The 19,790-nt window shown below is 33.8% G+C and carries 14 protein-coding genes; 2 read left to right on the forward strand and 12 right to left on the reverse strand.

Annotated elements, in window-relative coordinates; all coding sequences use genetic code 11:
• Position 1: 1 nt before the first annotated feature.
• From MN187_RS07310 to MN187_RS07325, 4 genes are all read right to left on the reverse strand, one after another.
• Positions 2 to 760 carry an ABC transporter ATP-binding protein gene (locus MN187_RS07310; protein ID WP_117973174.1) on the reverse strand — a complete coding sequence of 253 codons (759 nt, stop codon included), beginning with the start codon at positions 758 to 760 and terminating at the stop codon, positions 2 to 4.
• Positions 761 to 867: 107 nt separating this feature from the next.
• On the reverse strand, positions 868 to 1,863 hold the full coding sequence (locus MN187_RS07315) for a sensor histidine kinase (protein ID WP_117973175.1): 996 nt from the start codon (positions 1,861 to 1,863) through the stop codon (positions 868 to 870).
• The gene (locus MN187_RS07320; protein WP_117973176.1) at positions 1,860 to 2,543 is read right to left on the reverse strand and encodes a response regulator transcription factor; all 684 of its coding nucleotides are present in this window, start codon (positions 2,541 to 2,543) and stop codon (positions 1,860 to 1,862) included. Before MN187_RS07320 ends, MN187_RS07315 begins: the two co-directional genes overlap by 4 nt.
• Positions 2,544 to 2,638: 95 nt before the next feature.
• Positions 2,639 to 7,033: a MucBP domain-containing protein gene (locus tag MN187_RS07325; RefSeq protein WP_242093710.1), complete on the reverse strand. Its 4,395-nt coding sequence runs from the start codon at positions 7,031 to 7,033 to the stop codon at positions 2,639 to 2,641.
• Between the two features lie 178 nt (positions 7,034 to 7,211).
• On the opposite strand from MN187_RS07325, the gene MN187_RS07330 reads away from it, so the two are divergent.
• Positions 7,212 to 8,726, forward strand: coding sequence for a helix-turn-helix domain-containing protein (locus MN187_RS07330; RefSeq protein WP_242093712.1), 1,515 nt, complete (start codon positions 7,212 to 7,214; stop codon positions 8,724 to 8,726).
• Between the two features lie 13 nt (positions 8,727 to 8,739).
• Here the strand turns inward: MN187_RS07330 and nifJ are convergent, their stop codons facing one another.
• The 5 genes from nifJ to MN187_RS07355 form a co-directional block, all read right to left on the reverse strand.
• Entirely contained in the window at positions 8,740 to 12,273 is a 3,534-nt protein-coding gene (gene nifJ / locus MN187_RS07335; protein ID WP_242093714.1) for a pyruvate:ferredoxin (flavodoxin) oxidoreductase, read from the reverse strand.
• A 58-nt stretch (positions 12,274 to 12,331) separates the two neighbouring features.
• Positions 12,332 to 12,778, reverse strand: coding sequence for a flavodoxin (locus tag MN187_RS07340; RefSeq protein WP_117974216.1), 447 nt, complete (start codon positions 12,776 to 12,778; stop codon positions 12,332 to 12,334).
• A gap of 184 nt (positions 12,779 to 12,962) precedes the next feature.
• Entirely contained in the window at positions 12,963 to 13,547 is a 585-nt protein-coding gene (gene yihA, locus MN187_RS07345) for a ribosome biogenesis GTP-binding protein YihA/YsxC (RefSeq protein WP_117974214.1), read from the reverse strand.
• A 4-nt stretch (positions 13,548 to 13,551) separates the two neighbouring features.
• Positions 13,552 to 14,268, reverse strand: a complete 717-nt coding sequence (locus tag MN187_RS07350; RefSeq protein ID WP_117974212.1) for an HAD family hydrolase — start codon at positions 14,266 to 14,268, stop codon at positions 13,552 to 13,554.
• A 79-nt stretch (positions 14,269 to 14,347) separates the two neighbouring features.
• A complete protein-coding gene (locus MN187_RS07355; protein WP_241699211.1) occupies positions 14,348 to 16,153 on the reverse strand; it encodes a glycerophosphoryl diester phosphodiesterase membrane domain-containing protein in 1,806 nt (601 codons plus the stop codon).
• A 231-nt stretch (positions 16,154 to 16,384) separates the two neighbouring features.
• Between MN187_RS07355 and MN187_RS07360 the strand changes: the two genes are divergently transcribed.
• The gene (locus MN187_RS07360; RefSeq protein ID WP_117974208.1) at positions 16,385 to 17,050 is read left to right on the forward strand and encodes a carbonic anhydrase family protein; all 666 of its coding nucleotides are present in this window, start codon (positions 16,385 to 16,387) and stop codon (positions 17,048 to 17,050) included.
• A gap of 24 nt (positions 17,051 to 17,074) precedes the next feature.
• Here the strand turns inward: MN187_RS07360 and MN187_RS07365 are convergent, their stop codons facing one another.
• The 3 genes from MN187_RS07365 to dltC form a co-directional block, all read right to left on the reverse strand.
• A complete protein-coding gene (locus tag MN187_RS07365) occupies positions 17,075 to 17,686 on the reverse strand; it encodes a lysozyme family protein (protein ID WP_242093717.1) in 612 nt (203 codons plus the stop codon).
• 599 nt (positions 17,687 to 18,285) lie between these two features.
• Positions 18,286 to 19,545, reverse strand: a complete 1,260-nt coding sequence (dltD, locus tag MN187_RS07370) for a D-alanyl-lipoteichoic acid biosynthesis protein DltD (RefSeq protein ID WP_117974204.1) — start codon at positions 19,543 to 19,545, stop codon at positions 18,286 to 18,288.
• On the reverse strand, positions 19,542 to 19,778 hold the full coding sequence (gene dltC, locus MN187_RS07375; RefSeq protein ID WP_117974202.1) for a D-alanine--poly(phosphoribitol) ligase subunit DltC: 237 nt from the start codon (positions 19,776 to 19,778) through the stop codon (positions 19,542 to 19,544). Before dltC ends, dltD begins: the two co-directional genes overlap by 4 nt.
• Positions 19,779 to 19,790: the final 12 nt, after the last annotated feature.

Consider the following 19,790-nt stretch of genomic DNA (forward strand, 5'->3'; position numbering starts at 1 on the left):
CTTACGCCTCCCCTGTTAACAAAACTGTCATCGTTTCAGAGATTTGATTTAAAAAATCATCGTTGTTTTGTGAGCCACGGTATATTTGATTAAACACTTGACCATCTTTGATAAACAATACTCGGTTCGCATGACTTGCGGCTACCACACTGTGTGTCACCATAACGATCGTTTGGCCTTGTTTATTAACTTCCTGGAATAACGATAATAATTGAGTTGATGTTTTTGAATCAAGGGCTCCGGTCGGCTCATCCGCCAGTAAAATATCTGGTTGTGTAATCAACGCTCTTGCGGCAGCCACACGTTGTTGTTGTCCACCAGATAATTCATAAGGATATTTTTCCAACAATTTATTCAACCCAAGTTGTGGTGCTAGTTTATCTAATCTAGACATCATCTCTTTAAGGGGTGTTTTAGCTAAAACTAATGGCAATAAAATATTGTCCTGAACCGAAAAAGTATCTAACAAATTAAACTGTTGGAATACAAATCCCAAGTGTTCTCGCCTAAAAGTAGCTGCTTCTTTTTCTTTAATGTCATTCATGTTTTTACCATTTAGTAAAATATCACCTGAAGTTGGTCTGTCTAATGTTGCTAATAAATTTAGTAAAGTACTTTTACCTGAACCGGATTCTCCCATTATGGCAACATACTCACCAGCTTCCACTGAAAAGTTGATTTGTTTTAAAGCCTCGACTTTTGCTCCTCCTAAGCGTGTATGATATGTTTTTTTGACATTATTGACTTCTAAAATTTTCATCTATGTTCTCCTTTTTTCTTGGTTACTTGATAAATCTATCATACAAAACATCGTCATACATGCACACTTACAGATAAAAAACCAAACTTACAACTTAGTAAGTTTGGCTAATCATACATGTTTTCAAACTGTGAAAAAGTCATACCGACCACGGTTCCTTTTCCTATTTCTGATGATATTTCTAAGGTTATCCCTAGGTGATTTGCGATATTTTGACTCATATGAAGTCCTAACCCTGTTGCTTTTTGGTGTCCTCGGCCATTAAATCCTGTATAACCTGATTCAAATATTCGTGGTAAATCTTGCGATAAAATGCCAATGCCACTGTCCGTGATAGTCAGTGTGTCATTTGTCATGTCAATTTTTATTCCACCGATTTTCGTGTATTTGATACTGTTAAAGATTAATTGCTCTAAAATAAACAACAACCACTTTTCATCTGTGATAATCTCTTTTTCAAATGGAAACAACTCAACACTCAAATCTTTTTGTATAAAGAACATGCGGTATTTTTTGATTACTTTTTTGACGACACTTGAGAGTTCTACTTTTTTTAGAACTAAATCATCTTCTAAATTCGTCATTTTTAAATAATGAAGCATCATAGACAAGTATCCATCAATCGTTGAAATTTCATTTTTTATTTTGGTCGTTGACTCTGGTTCTGTTTCGACCAAAACTTGTAAAGCCGCTAGAGGTGTCTTTATCTGGTGACTCCAAATAGCATAATAATCCAATAGTAATTGCTGTTCTTTGACTAATTGATGCTCTAAGTGTTGATTCTTGGTACTTACTTTTTTCAGCAATGCTTGATAATCTTGGTTAAGCATATCGTTACCTATATCAAGTTGTTGATATAGGACGTTATCGACTGATTCTTGTTCGATGATGTCTTGCAACATATTATGTTCTTTATACATTTTTCTCATATCAACTAATGTCCAAATCACTAAAATGAAGAACACGAACAATAACCCATCCATAAAAGGAGTTAATGATAAGTCATATAAAAAGAATGTCGCCAAAAACATGCCACTCATCATAATAAACAATGCATAAATGACCCATTTTTCCTTAATATAATGTTTCAAAAACTGCATCATCTATCTAACCCATCTAACAAGTAGCCTTTTCCTTTTACTGTTTGAATATGGTCATCAAGTTGAATCACGGATAATTTCTTTCTTAGACGGGTCATATTAACTGAGAGTGTGTTGCTACCTATAAAGTCATCACCCTCCCAAAGTTTTTCCATAATCATCTCTTTAGTCACAACTTGATTTTTATATTGAAATAATAAAGATAAAATTTTACACTCTGTCGGCGATATATCAACCACCTCATCCTTATATTTTACTCGATTATCTTGAAACAATAATTGATACGCACCATTTTGATAAGACGTCACAATTCCAAATTGATAACTTCTTCTAAGCAATGCTTGAATTTTTGCGACTAAAACAGAAAAATCGAATGGTTTTGAAATAAAATCGTCGGCTCCCATATTCATTGCCATGACCATATTCATATTATCACTGGCTGATGAGAGAAATATAATCGGAATTTCTGAAATCTGTCGTATTTGTTCACACCAATAAAAGCCATTGTAATATGGCAATGAAATATCCATTAGCACCATATCTGGTTGACAATCTGACATTTCATCTAACACACGTTCAAAATTGTCTACACTAAAACACTCATACCCCCACTGAGATAGATGTGTCTTTAAACCTTGACTAATAATCGGATCATCTTCTACAATAAATATTTTGTGATTCATATTGAAACTCCTTTTTAGGATAAAAAAATCCACCTATACTATGTCTATACATAATATAAATGGATTTCACTTGTTTTTCTATGGTTTTATAGCATTTATTTTTTTCTTCTTAAAATTAACATTCCAAAAGAACCAATTACTGATATTAATCCCATTAGTAGATACTTTATTTTTTCTATATCACCTGTCTTAGGTAATGTTTTCGTTAGTTCATTTTTTGAAACGACATTATTATTCTTCTTTTCATATTTTATTACATCTTGTGATATCAGCTTACTTGATGGTTTTTCTATCGTATTCGTTTCATTAGAATTACCCTCTTTAGTAATAATTTGTTTAATTAGCTTGTACACATAGATCACTTCTTGTGTGCCTTCTTTAAATTCACCAGTGGCGTTAGTTGGGGTGGTCACCAACTCATAACCTGGGATCTCTTTTGATTCAGTCTCGTATTTTTTACCCACTTCATCGGTTTTTGTTTCAGGTTTTGCGACTGCTTTACCACTTTCGTCCACATGTTTCACCACAACGGTGCCTTCCACAATAGACGGTACTTCTTCTTTGGGTTTGTACACATAGATCACTTCTTGTGTGCCTTCTTTAAATTCACCAGTGGCGTTAGTTGGGGTAATCACCAACTCATAACCTGGGATCTCTTTTGATTCAGTCTCGTATTTTTTACCCACTTCATCGGTTTTTGTTTCAGGTTTTGCGACTGCTTTACCACTTTCGTCCACATGTTTCACCACAACGGTGCCTTCCACAATAGACGGTACATCTGCCTTTGGCTTGTACACATAGATCACTTCTTGTGTGCCTTCTTTAAATTCACCAGTGGCGTTAGTTGGGGTGGTCACCAACTCATAACCTGGGATCTCTTTTGATTCAGTCTCGTATTTTTTACCCACTTCATCGGTTTTTGTTTCAGGTTTTGCGACTGCTTTGCCACTTTCGTCCACATGTTTCACAATCACTGTGCCTTCCACAATAGAGGGTACTTCTTCTTTGGGTTTGTACACATAGATCACTTCTTGCGTACCTTCTTTAAATTCACCAGTGGCGTTAGTTGGGGTAATCACCAACTCATAACCTGGGATCTCTTTTGATTCAGTCTCGTATTTTTTACCCACTTCATCGGTTTTTGTTTCAGGTTTTGCGACTGCTTTACCACTTTCGTCCACATGTTTCACCACAACGGTGCCTTCCACAATAGACGGTACTTCTTCTTTGGGTTTGTACACATAGATCACTTCTTGTGTGCCTTCTTTAAATTCACCAGTGGCGTTAGTTGGGGTAATCACCAACTCATAACCTGGGATCTCTTTTGATTCAGTCTCGTATTTTTTACCCACTTCATCGGTTTTTGTTTCAGGTTTTGCGACTGCTTTGCCACTTTCGTCCACATGTTTCACCACAACGGTGCCTTCCACAATAGACGGTACTTCTTCTTTGGGTTTGTACACATAGATCACTTCTTGTGTGCCTTCTTTAAATTCACCAGTGGCGTTAGTTGGGGTAATCACCAACTCATAACCTGGGATCTCTTTTGATTCAGTCTCGTATTTTTTACCCACTTCATCGGTTTTTGTTTCAGGTTTTGCGACTGCTTTACCACTTTCGTCCACATGTTTCACCACAACGGTGCCTTCCACAATAGACGGTACATCTGCCTTTGGCTTGTACACATAGATCACTTCTTGCGTACCTTCTTTAAATTCACCAGTGGCGTTAGTTGGGGTAATCACCAACTCATAACCTGGGATCTCTTTTGATTCAGTCTCGTATTTTTTACCCACTTCATCGGTTTTTGTTTCAGGTTTTGCGACTGCTTTACCACTTTCGTCCACATGTTTCACCACAACGGTGCCTTCCACAATAGACGGTACATCTGCCTTTGGCTTGTACACATAGATCACTTCTTGTGTGCCTTCTTTAAATTCACCAGTGGCGTTAGTTGGGGTGGTCACCAACTCATAACCTGGGATCTCTTTTGATTCAGTCTCGTATTTTTTACCCACTTCATCGGTTTTTGTTTCAGGTTTTGCGACTGCTTTGCCACTTTCGTCCACATGTTTCACCACAACGGTGCCTTCCACAATAGACGGTACTTCTTCTTTGGGTTTGTACACATAGATCACTTCTTGTGTGCCTTCTTTAAATTCACCAGTGGCGTTAGTTGGGGTAATCACCAACTCATAACCTGGGATCTCTTTTGATTCAGTCTCGTATTTTTTACCCACTTCATCGGTTTTTGTGTCAGGTTTTGCGACTGCTTTACCACTTTCGTCCACATGTTTCACCACAACGGTGCCTTCCACAATAGACGGTACATCTGCCTTTGGCTTGTACACATAGATCACTTCTTGCGTACCTTCTTTAAATTCACCAGTGGCGTTAGTTGGGGTAATCACCAACTCATAACCTGGGATCTCTTTTGATTCAGTCTCGTATTTTTTACCCACTTCATCGGTTTTTGTTTCAGGTTTTGCGACTGCTTTACCACTTTCGTCCACATGTTTCACCACAACGGTGCCTTCCACAATAGACGGTACATCTGCCTTTGGCTTGTACACATAGATCACTTCTTGTGTGCCTTCTTTAAATTCACCAGTGGCGTTAGTTGGGGTGGTCACCAACTCATAACCTGGGATCTCTTTTGATTCAGTCTCGTATTTTTTACCCACTTCATCGGTTTTTGTTTCAGGTTTTGCGACTGCTTTGCCACTTTCGTCCACATGTTTCACCACAACGGTGCCTTCCACAATAGACGGTACTTCTTCTTTGGGTTTGTACACATAGATCACTTCTTGTGTGCCTTCTTTAAATTCACCAGTGGCGTTAGTTGGGGTAATCACCAACTCATAACCTGGGATCTCTTTTGATTCAGTCTCGTATTTTTTACCCACTTCATCGGTTTTTGTTTCAGGTTTTGCGACTGCTTTACCACTTTCGTCCACATGTTTCACCACAACGGTGCCTTCCACAATAGACGGTACATCTGCCTTTGGCTTGTACACATAGATCACTTCTTGTGTGCCTTCTTTAAATTCACCAGTGGCGTTAGTTGGGGTGGTCACCAACTCATAACCTGGGATCTCTTTTGATTCAGTCTCGTATTTTTTACCCACTTCATCGTTTTTTGTTTCAGGTTCCACCAATTCTTTGCCTGATTCATCTACGTGTTTCACTACGACATTTCCCTCAGAAATTTCCTTGTATATATGATATGAAACAGTTAATTCTTCATAGTCAACTCCTGATGATGTCCATTGTATCTGTTTATCATCATAATTAACTAACACATTATCCTTATCTGATTTAATCGTCTCTGGCATTAATGTATATCCTTGTTCGATGTCATCATGAATTTCATAAGTATATTTTTTAATGGTATTATCCAACTCTTTAAAAGATTGGCTTAATAAATTGACATTGCTTGCAGAAAAATAATGATTAGAATCTTGTGCCATATTCTTAAATAATGATTCTACTTCACCATTTTTATTAATAATCTTTGAGTAAGAATCGCTTTTCGAGTTATCTAAATAAATGGTATACACTTCATAACCTTGTTTTTTTATATCTGTTGCTTTTTTCGTGATCATGTCTGTTAAATCATAAAACTCTTGTATATGATTTTCATAACGTCTTCCTTCAAAATCTTTATTAACTCTATCTGAAGGGTTATCAAAATTTACATTTTTGTATCCCAATGGAAACTTATTATCTAATTCATTTAATTCTTTTTCCTTTTGTAAATATAAATCTGACTCAATATCTCCCTTTTCATAGAATTCATCAATCTCTTTTCTTAACTCGATTGCTTTATTTCCGGGATAATTCACTTGGGGATTTATATATTGCTCAGCACCTCTCAAAGCATTTTTAGTAATAACATAATCTCTCTTGGGTCCAATATTAGGATGCCCATCAGAAAAAACGATTAATACCTTTCTCGCATCTTTTCGACTTGTAGCATTCATTTTGTTTAATGAATGGTTAAGCCCATCAAGTAAAGGTGTTAATCCTCCTGATTTTAATCCATCAATTTTTTGGTTTAGTTCATCAAAATTATTATCATAATCACTAATAGTATCTGTTATAACTTCATATAACATCGTATTATTTACTGTATCATAACCAGGTCCTCTAAATACCGATAATCCTACTCTATCTGTCTTTTTATTTCTCGTGTTAATAAAGTCTTTTAAAACAGCTTTTGTTGTTTCCAAACTACCAGTATCACGCATAGAGCCTGAACCATCGATTAAAATTTCATAATCAATTGGTGTTGGTTCTACAAATTCCTGGCTTTTTTTTGCTTTTAACGTTATTTTCTTTTCCTTATACCATTTTGTTTCTTTGACAACCTCTTCTTGCTTATCATAAGCATCATTAATCGGCTTTTTCTCAGCTAAAACGCTTAATCCACTAAAATAAGGTAACACCATAACTGCCATTAAAAAATGGCTTATTTTCTTTATTTTCATACCTTTATTTCCCTTCCAAACTTATTTCAATTTAAAGAATAACAAATTATTTTTCATTTTTTTCTCATTATTTTTTTTAAAATAAAATTTTTTTGAGAAAAATATAATAACAGGTCTTCTCTTTTTTAAACAAATTAGAATATAATAGATTATAGCTATTTAGGGAAGGGGCGCATTTATGCTGTTAGATAATCATATTGAAAACAGAGTAAAAGATGAGATTTTAATATTTAAAATTTTATTTAATAAGAAATACAATCATATGAATGATTTAATTGAAGTCACTCAATTCTCAAAAGTAAAAATATTAAATACTATAAAAGAACTGGAGCGACTTCTAGATACATACATTTCCATTAATGAAATAAAACCCAATGTTTACTCACTAACTTCATTATGCGATTTATCTTGCCGACAGATACAACATATTATTTATCAACAATCTAATGTTTTACTTGCTTTAAAATTTTTAATTACAAATACTGACCAAACGTTAAATGACTTTATTGATTCCATCTATATTTCAAAAGCAAATGCCTATAGAGTCATTAATTCTTGTAAATCCTTTTTACACTATATTGGACTGGAAACCCATAACTATAAAATAAAAGGTGACGAATACAGAATACGTTATCTTATTTCAACATTAGCTTTTAACTATGGGATACATTGTTACGAGATCACTCCCAAAGATACTTATAAAATACGTCAATTTATTTGCGAGACTAATTCTTCCATTTCTTTCGATTTTCTTGAACATTCACAAGAAGAATATGGTTTTTTCGAACATCTAATTATGCTTTCATGGATTCGATATAACCCTGATTATTCGTTACCTGATAATGAAGAATTTGAAGAATTAAAAACTATTTTTATTTATAAAATGTTACCATCATATCTCGACCAATTATTTGGAGCAAATAACTGGTCAAAGTCTGATTATGATTATATTTTTTTAGTCTACTGTTCCACCAAAAACCCACTTTTTTCAAATCAATGGTCTGAACAAGATAAAATACAAGTTAAAGAAATAGTCTATCGTCAAGATAGGGTTAACTATTTAGTTAATTTAATTGAACACTATTTTGGCTCTGATATTGTCAAATTACCAGATTTTAGAACAGGTGTTTTTTATTTATATAAACGCTATTTATTTAATTTACATCACCTAATAAAAATAAATAATTATGATTGCAATGTTCTAAAGTCTGACCTGGACAAAGAAATATACAATCGATTAGTTCAAGTTAAAATAAACTGTGAAAAGAAACTTAATATTATAGAAGCTGTTTCCTATAGTGAACTAAATTACTTCACTATGTTGTTAACGAATTTACTACGTTTTCTCACACCTACCTTGACGCTAACCATCGTCAGCGAGTCAATTGCTGATCATAAGTTAATGAAACATTTGCTCTATAATAACCTCTCTTTCAATAAATTTATGATAAAAGAATTCCTATTAGGTTCAGAGCCAATCAGTACGCTTAAAAACCACGAAAATAATATCTTAGTGTTTACAAAATCATTCAATTTTCATGAAGAATTAAAAAAAGAAAATGTGATGATACTTCCACTAAATTGTATTGATACTTCATTTTCTTCGTTAACTTCTTTACTAAAAGAAAAAGAAGCTGATAATATTTTTAATTTGATTAACAAAAAAGAAGCTGACAAATCCAATTTTGATTAGTCAGCTTCTTTTTCTATTTCCCAGATAATCTCTTATAAGTTTGTGCCTTTTCAATCGCATCATCTGCTGATTTTTCAAGTAATGTTGCTACTTCTGCTTCATCTTCTAATACATTTTCCAATGCAGAAAAACGAGTTTGATAGTTAAAGAATTCTGTTAGATTATCAAAATTAGCTTTTTTATAATCTATTTTTAGTGGCTCTTTTCCTTTATCCACTAGCTCAGGATTATAACGATAAAGCGGCCAGTAACCTGACTCGACAGCTCGTTTAGTTACTTCAACGGCATGGCTCATTCCACCTTGAATCCCATGATTGATACAAGGAACATATCCAATAATAAGGGATGGACCTGGATAACTTTCTGCTTCAGCAATTGCTTTGATTGCTTGGGTAGGGTTGGCATTAATCGCAATTTGTGCGACATACACCCCACCATATGTCATGGCAATTAATCCTAAATCTTTTTTAGGTGTTCTCTTACCTTCGGATGAGAATTTTGCAATTGCACCAGTTGGCGTTGCTTTTGATGTTTGACCTCCAGTATTAGAGTACACTTCATTGTCCATGATAAAGATATTCACGTCTTCACCACTAGCTAAACAGTGATCAATCCCACCAAAGCCAATATCATAAGCCCAACCATCACCACCAATAATCCATTGGCTAGGTTTGACAAACAAATCTCTTTTACGATAGATATCTTCGAGTAATTCATTGCCATCCATTTCTTCTAATAAAGCTGCTTCTAGTTTTGTTGACCTCTGTCTTGATCCTTTTCCTTCGTCCTTGTGTTCAATCCAATCAACCATCAACTCTCTTAATGAGTCGGTTCCAACTTGCTGTTCAATCGCTTCTTCTAGTAAATGTTGTACGCCATCTCGTTGTGTTTTATTAGCAAGGTACATCCCCAAACCAAACTCAGCATTGTCCTCGAATAACGAATTGCTCCAAGCAGGACCTTGTCCTTCTGCATTGGTTGTATAAGGAGTTGATGGTGCTGATGCACCCCAAATAGAAGAACAACCTGTCGCATTAGCCATCAACATACGATCACCATAAAGTTGCGTTAATAGCTTGATATAAGTTGTTTCACCACAACCAGAACACGCACCTGAAAATTCCATTAAAGGTTGCTCAAATTGAGACCCTTTTATTGATTCTTTTTTCTTCACAGGATTTGCTTTTTGTTTTAGCGTCATAGCAAATGCCCAGTTGATTGCTTCTTCTTTTTGCTCATCATAAGGTTTCATGACTAACGCTTTTTCTTTTGCTGGACACACATCCACACACAATCCACAACCTGTACAATCTTCCAATGACACTTGAATACGATATTTCAAGCCATCTGCACCTTTCATTTCACGTACAATAAATCCTTCAGGTGCTTCTGCCATCTCCTCATCGTCCGCTAAAAATGGACGAATCGCGGCATGTGGACAGATAAACGCACACTCATTACACATCGTACATGCTTCAGGTATCCATTCTGGAACTTCTAACGCAATGCCGCGTTTTTCAAAAGCGGCCGTTCCCATTGGTACACTACCATCTGTCATATTATTATCAATAAGTGTTTTAACACTCAATGAATCACCTTGTTGTGCATTAACAGGTTCTAATATTTCTCTGACATATTTTGGTTTTGTCATATCAACTATTGCTTTGTCTATTTCAATATCTAACCAATTACTAGGTATATCTACTTTTACCAAATCGGAGAGTGTCAAATCTATAGCTGCATGATTTTTATCCACAATTGCTTGCGATTTTTTACCATAACTTGCGACGACTTCTTCTTTTAAATATTTAATGTATTCATCTTTTGGCATAAGTTGATTCAACTCAAAAAACGCTGTCGACATGACTTGATTAATACGTCGACCCAAACCAACTTCTTGTGCTATGGACATCGCATCAATGATATAAAAGTTTGCTTCTTTTTTAGCTAATTCTTTTTTCAAACGTTTTGGCAATAAACGTAACACTCGATCTTTATCCCACGTCGTATTTAAAAGGAATATCCCACCTTTTTTAAGTCCACGCAACAAATCGTATTGATGAATGTATGACCCATTATGACAGCCAATAAAGTCTGCTGTTTCAATTAAATAAGGGGAATTGATTGGTTCTTTTCCAAAACGTAAATAAGAGGTCGTTAACCCACCAGATTTTTTTGAATCATAAGAAAAATACCCTTGTGCATATAGGTCAGTGTGATTTCCAATGATTTTAATGGCTTGTTTATTAGCACCAACTGTTCCGTCAGATCCAAATCCCCAAAATTTTGCTTGGTAAGTATCTTTTGGTGTTAAATCAAGCAATGGTCCCACTGGTAATGACAAATGTGTGACATCATCATTGATACCAACAGTAAAACGATACAATAATTTATCCACCGGTCCACTTAAATGATCAAAAATCGCTTTAATTTGGTTCGGTGGCACATCCTTAGAACCTAATCCATATCGTCCACCAATGACAATTGGTCGATTTTTATGACGATACATCGCACTTTGAATATCTAGTAAAAGTGGCTCGCCATCAGCCCCTGGTTCTTTTGTTCTATCTAAAACAGCAATTCGTTCTACTGTATCTGGAATATTTTTTAAAATATTTTCAGTCGGAAATGGGCGATACAAATGTATATTTAAATGCCCTACTTTACGACCTTGATTATTTAGATAATCAACTGTTTGTCTAACAGTTGGTGCGACTGACCCCATTGAAATGATAATTTCTGTTGCTTCTTCATGACCATAATAAGTACTCAAATCATAATTCGTGCCACGAATTGCATTAATGTCGTTCATGTATTTTTGAACAATTTCTGGTACACGTTCATAATATTGATTAATTGTTTCTCTCTGTTGAAAGTGTATATCAGGATTTTGTGCTGTACCTGAAACACTTGGATGATTTGGATTCATTGCACGTTTTCTAAAAGCATCTAGTGCTTCCTGATTCACCAAATTTCCTAACACGTCATATGGAATCACATCAATTTTTTGAATTTCATGACTTGTTCTAAACCCATCAAAGAAATTCATAAATGGTAAACTTGCTTCGATGGAAGCTAAGTGAGCTACCGCAGATAAATCCATCACTTCTTGAACAGAGCTCTCAGCTAACATACAGAAACCAGTTTGTCTGGCTGCCATGACATCTCCATGATCCCCAAAAATACTTAACGCGTTCGTTGTAACTGCTCGAGAGGCCACATGAAACACTGTCGGCAACAACTCGCCAGCTATTTTATACATATTAGGTATCATTAACAATAATCCTTGAGATGCTGTATACGTTGAGGTTAATGTGCCAGCTTTTAGCGATCCATGTACCGCTCCTGCTGCTCCAGCTTCTGATTGCATGTTTACTACTTTAACTGGTTTACCAAAAATATTTTTACGATGTTTCACTGACCAATTTTCTACCACTTCTGCCATTGTAGAACTTGGTGTTATCGGATAAACTGCCACTAATTCAGTAAATGCATAAGATACATAAGCCGCAGCTGTGTTGCCATCCATGGTAATTTTTTCTGTCATTGTCGTTACATCCTTTTCTATGCTAAAAATAAAAGCAAGGTGTGACCCTTGCTCCTGACTACTCCACTTTACTAACTAATTGGTCAACAAATGCTTGAAGACGTTCTGTATCTTCTCCGTCTGCTTCATTTTCAATCTCAACCATCTCAGCACCTTCTGTGGCACCAGTCTTTTTAAATTGTTCCACAAAATCTCGTGCTGACTGGCAGAAATATTCCCCGTATTCTGTATCACCTGATCCAACAACGCCGAATAATTTGTCTTCTAAATCTTCCTCTTCTAAATCAGCAAAGAAGTCTTCTATCTCAAATGGTAATTCACCATCTCCATATGTATAAGTGGCTACAATACAAATATCTGCATCTTCAAAAAAGTCTGGATCAACATCTGTACACTCTTCACGTTCCACTTCTAAACCTGCATCTATAAACTGATCTTCTATAATTTCAGAAATACCTTCTGTATTTCCTGTCATACTTGCATATACGATTTTTACTAAAGCCATTATTCTCCCTCACTTAACATTATCTTAATTATTTCACAAACCTTGTCTCCTAAATTTTACCATAGATAAGACATTTTATGAATATTCTAAACCTAAAATTAATGAAAATACTTAGCAATTTGTTACTTTTTTCATAAAAAAATGAAGCATGTCGAGCATACTTCATTTTGACTACTTATTTTATTTAATCCATATAACTTTCAATGGCTTTCCACGCTTTATCTTTTCCTTCTTTTGTTTCAGAAGAAAAGATAATAAAGTCATCTAATGGATCAAAATTCAATTTTTTCTTAATCATTGATTCATGCTTGTTCCATTTTCCACGAGGAATTTTATCGCATTTTGTTGCAACAACAATGACTGGTATATTGTAATACTTCAAGAATTCATACATTTGAATATCTTCAGTCGAAGGAGCATGGCGCATATCAACAAGTGACACAACAGCTTTTAATTGCTCTCTTTCAGTCAGATACGTTTCAATCATTTGTCCCCATTTTGCACGCTCAGTTTTAGATACTTTGGCATAACCATATCCTGGTACGTCAACAAAATGTAAACTATCTTCAATAATGTAAAAATTTAGGGTTTGTGTTTTTCCAGGTTTCCCTGATGTCCTGGCTAAATTTTTACGATTAACTAGTGTATTAATAAAGGATGACTTTCCAACATTCGAACGTCCTGCTAATGCTATTTCTGGTAAATTTGTTTTAGGGTATTGCTCTGGTTGTACCGCACTAATCACGATATCTGCATGATTTACATTCATGTGTTTACTCCTCTTGTAATAAGCCTAACACTGTTTCCACAATGTTGTCATAAGATGATAACGCCACATCTGGTTTTATCATTTCTTGTGTTAGTCTTTTATTATTTTTGTTTAACCAAACGATTTGCCATCCAGCCTTTTTAGCCCCGATGACATCATTTTCATATGAATCTCCAACATATAAAAACTGACTATTATCAGGATAAATGGTTTCGACTACTTTAAATGCCGATACATCTGGTTTACTATAGCCAATACTTTCTGAAATATGATGGGTGTCTTCACTAATCCATTTCGACACTCCTAATTGCTCGATTTTTAACTGTTGATGTTCTGTCGGTCCGTTAGTCAAAAGTCCTGTTAGCACTTTTTTTTCATCTAAGATAGTAAGTAATCGTACCATCTCTGGATGAAGAACAAGTTGATTTTGTTCATAGAAATAACAATCTTGAAACGCCTGACACACTCCTTTAGATTCCTCTATCCCTAAATCATTTAATGCCGCTTGAATACGATAGACCCGCATATCTTTTAGCGACAATGCGCCTGATACTGTATCAGGAAAAGCTAAATCACTATGATAACGAAATAATTGGTATAACGTTCGTAAAGAAATCTCACTTAGCCACTTTTTTTCACCAAAATTCTTAATCATAGCCAATTCAAACGGACTAAATTGGTCATATAACGTATCATCCACATCAAACACCACAACAGTCATTCATTCCATCTCCAATCAATTCTCACTTCATTATATAAAAAAAATGGCTGTTATGCCATTTTTATTTGAAACAAATGAGTTAACCAATTCCTACCAAGAAATATAATAACTTATCAGCATAAGTCGTTTCTTTAATATCCCTTGAAAGCACAGTATTTAATAACGTCATATTATCAGTAATTACTCCATCTACTCCATAAAAAATCATACGATTAATGGTATCTGTATCGTTTAATGTCCACACATAAACTTTCTTCTCTTGATTATGCATAGACTGAACCAAGTTTTTTGTAAGTGTTGTGTATTCAACCGAATAAAAATCCATCTTTCCTTCAGGAGGGCCAGCTAATGTGAAAGGCATAATATATCCCACATATAAATCGGGTTTTTTTTCTTTTAATTCTTTTACCACATCAAAAGACAATGACTGAATTTCATGCCCTTCTTCTTTTATCGTATCGTAATATTTTTTTATAAACCGCTCGACCATATCAGGGCTATCTTGTTTTGTTGCTTTGATTTCAATCAATAATTTTTGGTTTAGCTCCTTAGCTCGTTTTAAATAGTCATCAAAAGATACCAAATGTGCTTGTTTGCCATTTTCTTTGGCTGTCATATGTTGTAATTCTTCTCGTGTAAATTCATTTGGACGACCTTTTTGTTTAACTAACTGATTTAGTTTAAAATCATGCATCACAATAAATTCCTTATCTTTTGTCTCTTGCACATCCATTTCAACAAAATTAGGCCGTGTTTTCTTACTTGTCATCTCCAATGCCTCTATTGAGTTTTGTACATGGTTCCCATTATCAACTCCTCGATGTGAGATTGTTAACGGTCGATGAATACTTGGCTGGGTTAAAAATAAATAATTGTATGATAAGACACTGATGATTAACCAGATTCCACCAAGTGTAACGATTATTTTTTGTGGCCAGGTTACTTGTTTAAACGTTGTTTTATTAATCAATGGAAACATATCATTGGTATTTGGTAGATAACCTGATTTATCTAAATATGAAATCGTAATAAAGAAAATTCCAATCGTCGTTAAAACTAAATTAAATACCCAATTAAATTGAAGGAGTGTTAATAATACAATTGCCACATAAAAACTAGATGATTGATAATAAGTATCTACCACCTCTTGTATTCCTATTAGCAATCCATTGACCACCACAGCTATTATGGCGATTGTACCCATTACCGAAATAAATTGAATGATAATCGTTTTTAAATGTTTTTTGGTTAAATACCAACTTGTTTGGCTAGCCTTTTTAAAAGTGTAGTCCTTAAAAATCATTAACGGTAATGTAAACATCAAACGAATGGCTATTGCTATTAAACTTACATAAGCTAAAATAAATAGTATAATAAAAATAACACGATTCTCAAAAATAAAATCAACAATAAAAATTGGTATTTTAAATTTTGATAATAGGTCCGAATTAAATCTTATTGCTCCTATTGAGCCTAATAAAATAAAATAACACAAAAAAAATAAAAAATTACTAATTTTTAATTTTTTCATCTGGAAAATAGTTTCCTTAGCTAATTGCCTCAAAGATATTGCTACTTTATGTTTTACAAAGTACATCGTCAGTAGTAAAAACGTATACTCAAAATATATTGTAAACACTAATAAAAATAACATCATAATCATTAAAAAAAGCACAATTGGATGATGAAAAAGAATTAATCCCACAGTATCATAAGACAAATAAGGGATATCTCCCATTTTTAAAATAAAACGAGTTAATGTAACCATAAAAGGTGCCATGATAAATAATATGATAACGTTGGCCAATATAACACTTTTAGATGAACTTACCCCATCTTTTATGAATTCAAGTGACCTTTTTATACTATTCTTCACTTTGTACATTATATCACCTCACTCTTAATATTATATACTAAAACATGTCATAAAGGGGATAAATAATTTATTTATTCTGTGTCATTTTTGTTATATCACCTTCTTGTTCATTTATATATCATTAAATAATAAACATTCTTTACAATACTATTTTTCAAGACGTCTGACTTGGCGAAAAGAATTCATTTCAGATAAAATTTTGATAACAATAAAGTTGAATGATTGAAAAGGAGTTTTTGAATGAAACATTTTAATGCACCAATACTTGACTGGAACTACGTTAATCAACATGACTGGTGTTGTGAACACTCAATGTCGCAATCACCTATTGATATAGATACAAGTACCTTGGAACCAATGATGGATATGGGGAAGTTACAACTAACCTATTCTCGTACAGTGGATGCTATTTTTGATACTGGCTCAGCTATTCAAGGATTAGCTACAGGAACAGCTAATATTAACAATCGTTTTTTCAACCTACAACAATTCCATTTTCATACTCATAGCGAACATAAAATTGATGGTAAACTATCTGATGCTGAACTTCATTTTGTTCATGAGGCACAAAATGGTCGTTTAGCTGTTTTAGGTGTATTCTTAATTGAAGGTGCTCATAATGAGACACTTCAAACATTACTAGATGCTGTGAACACAAATAAATCCATTCACAATGTGTATCTGTATGACTTATTACCTAAAATTTCTGATTATTATCACTATCTAGGCTCTTTAACAACACCTCCACTTACTGAAAATGTCGAATGGTATCTCTTTAGAGAAACTGTGGAAATTTCTGCCAAACAAATTCAAACTTTAAAACATTTCCATGCTAATAATGCTCGTCATACCCAACCATTAAATGGACGAAAAGTCTTATTTAAATCATTCAATAAAAACTCCTAATGGCTAGATACCATTAGGAGTTTTCTATGATAATATGTTAATAATCTTCATATTTCGTTTAACAAGTTCCGCATAAAAGAAATTCCCACCATTTTGATATAATTTACCACCATTATGAAATAATGCAATCGGTTCATAATAATGATATGTTGCACCTGTTGCATTTCCTAACATAGGTGCTAACACCTCTTTAGAATAAGTTTGAGCTAATTCTAAAGAATTTTTCTCACCATGAGTGACTACATAATCCACATAGCTTGTACCAAAATTATACGCTTGAACTCCTGTCCAAATATCACACCCATTATCAAGTGCATACTTGATTGCCTCTGCTAAATGTGTCACACCACTTGTGATACTCTCTTTTTCTGTTGTTATTTTATTTTGTTCACCATACTTACTTTCACTACTCTGCATAACGTCTACACTGTTGCCTTTTGTTTCCGTAAATATAATGGCTAATACAAGGTCTTCATATTGATCCATATTTTCTTCTTCTAGAACAGTCTTCACTAAAGGTTCCCATTTTAATGTTTGGGTAACATGTTTTTTTAACTGCCAAACATACCAACTACATGCAATCAAAAATACTAATGTCAAAAATAAAATACACCGTTTTATTATTTTTTTACTCACTCATGCATTGCTCCTTATAATCAAGGTAGCATTATTTTGTCATATTATGTTTTAATAATCAAGTCATAGTTAAACTGTTTAGTCTTATTTTAACAATTACATAATATCATTTAATAACAATAATTTATTTTATTGAAATATCTCATCTGTATCAGGCTCATATGTAAATCTTGTGCTATTTTTTCGGTAAAACTAATACTCTTGTACTTAGTTTAGGTGCTTTTTCTATATCATGGGTAATCATAAAAATACTTTGATGTTTTTCTTTCCACAGACATCGCAATAAGCCTTGCCTATTTCATCTTGTAATCGCATCTAATACAACTAAAGGGTTCATTTAACATCGCTCTAGCGCTATATAAACATTGTTTCATGCCGCCAGATAGTTCATAGTTTCTAATCCTATCAATCCAACCTGAGTAATCAATGTAGTGACTTTTTGTTTTATTTCCTCAGCTGACAATTTTTGCTATTCAGACCCATAAGCTATACTTTGTTCCACTGAAATTCAAGGATACTCCCACATCCACGCGATTCTTTTTAGACTCTCTAAAAATACAAAAAACTCCACTTACTGTTTAGGTAAATGGAGTGTTTGTTTATTTATATTGTTCTGTCTGCCATTCTTTACTAAAGAATAATTCTGGATTCATTTTATAATCAGGCTTTTTATTAGACTTCAGAAACTCTTGTAAATGAGTATCCATTTCTAACCATCCACGCCAACCAATGTGAATCGTGTCTTCCATGAAGAATTTTTCACCACGTTTATCAGTAAAATCGACAACATTATTAAAGCCTTGTGACGTTAATTGATAATTAATTTTTTTAGAAAAATCATCTAACATCTCAGTTGATAAGCCTGTATAATCAGACCACAACTTATTCACCGGTGGAATAACAAACATGGCATCAATATTATTTTTATCAAGCAATTCTAAGAAAGCCTCAAAATCTGCATATTCTGGTGAAGAGATATAGTTAAATTTCTTTTGAGAATCCTTTAACCTCCCTTTCATCGGCATAATTCTATTTGAGTAAAATCCATTTGAAATTTCAAATGGGTTATTATTCGTTTTCTCTTGTCCAATTTTATAAGCTAATGCATCAAGCTCATTAAAATTATATTGATTTGGTAAATATGTTGCTTGTTTATCAATTCGTTTATTCTTAGAAACAATTCCAATTTGACCAAATAGTAAATCTTCATTTCGAAGTCGTTTATATTTATAATAAGCTTTTCTTCTATCAGCTTTTGATAGTTCTTCGCCATTTTTTAATTTTAACAACATTTTCTTTAACTGAGTATCAGATTTTACACTTTCAAATTCAAGTAACCGACCAGCAATATATTGATCAGTTTGATCAGTTTCATCTAAATCTACTAACCATTCATACGTTTCAATCGGTGAATAAAAAAGTGAGTACATGGGATCTGATACACCTTTTTTAACAAACCATTGTGGAGAAATAATAAATACAACTTTTTTATTTTCTAATGGTTTTTTAACAGAATTTAACATAAAAAAGTGCGTTAAAGATTGCGTTCCTGGCGCTCCTAAGAGGAACGGTTCATAAGATCTATCATATTTTTTTGCCATTACAGATGGATGAAAAGGATTCACACGACTTAATTCAGATGAACCAAAGAATGGTAAATACTTTCCAGATTCCATTGCTTCTCTTTTTATTTCAGATCCTTTTAATACATTAACAGACATAGACGATGCAGCTTCATGTACTTTCTTTTCTGAAGGTTCCTTAATAAATTCTAGTGGCGAATACAATAAAACTACTATGAACAAAGCTGCTAAAGCGAATGGTCCAACAGCGAAAAATATTTTTTTCTTTAGTGTCATGATTGTAAAGCTTCAACCTGTGCAATAATTTGTTCAGGAGTCGCCCACTCGCTTCTTTCATATTCTGAAACAGGAACAGTTATACCTAATTGACCATCAATTTCTACTAACAATTGAACAGTAGCCATTGAATCTAAAATACCTTCTTCATATAAATCAACAGTCATTTGATCTGAAAAATCACTTCCTGTTAAATCTTCTAAAATACTTAAAACTGTCTCTTTTACGTTCATTTTTACCCATCT

This window comes from Vagococcus sp. CY52-2, assembly GCF_022655055.1.
Lineage (GTDB): Bacteria > Bacillota > Bacilli > Lactobacillales > Vagococcaceae > Vagococcus.

Bases quoted from the DNA above. Each gene is read 5' to 3' on its own strand.
- dltC (WP_117974202.1), bottom strand. From the start codon at position 19,778: ATGAACGTAAAAGAGACAGTTTTAAGTATTTTAGAAGATTTAACAGGA.
- yihA (WP_117974214.1), bottom strand. From the start codon at position 13,547: ATGAATGTAAATCATGCAGATATCGTGATTAGTGCGGTACAACCAGAG.
- dltD (WP_117974204.1), bottom strand. From the start codon at position 19,545: ATGACACTAAAGAAAAAAATATTTTTCGCTGTTGGACCATTCGCTTTA.
- MN187_RS07325 (WP_242093710.1), bottom strand. From the start codon at position 7,033: ATGAAAATAAAGAAAATAAGCCATTTTTTAATGGCAGTTATGGTGTTA.
- MN187_RS07360 (WP_117974208.1), top strand. From the start codon at position 16,385: ATGAAACATTTTAATGCACCAATACTTGACTGGAACTACGTTAATCAA.
- MN187_RS07310 (WP_117973174.1), bottom strand. From the start codon at position 760: ATGAAAATTTTAGAAGTCAATAATGTCAAAAAAACATATCATACACGC.
- MN187_RS07340 (WP_117974216.1), bottom strand. From the start codon at position 12,778: ATGGCTTTAGTAAAAATCGTATATGCAAGTATGACAGGAAATACAGAA.
- MN187_RS07330 (WP_242093712.1), top strand. From the start codon at position 7,212: ATGCTGTTAGATAATCATATTGAAAACAGAGTAAAAGATGAGATTTTA.
- nifJ (WP_242093714.1), bottom strand. From the start codon at position 12,273: ATGACAGAAAAAATTACCATGGATGGCAACACAGCTGCGGCTTATGTA.
- MN187_RS07315 (WP_117973175.1), bottom strand. From the start codon at position 1,863: ATGATGCAGTTTTTGAAACATTATATTAAGGAAAAATGGGTCATTTAT.
- MN187_RS07355 (WP_241699211.1), bottom strand. From the start codon at position 16,153: ATGTACAAAGTGAAGAATAGTATAAAAAGGTCACTTGAATTCATAAAA.
- MN187_RS07350 (WP_117974212.1), bottom strand. From the start codon at position 14,268: ATGACTGTTGTGGTGTTTGATGTGGATGATACGTTATATGACCAATTT.
- MN187_RS07320 (WP_117973176.1), bottom strand. From the start codon at position 2,543: ATGAATCACAAAATATTTATTGTAGAAGATGATCCGATTATTAGTCAA.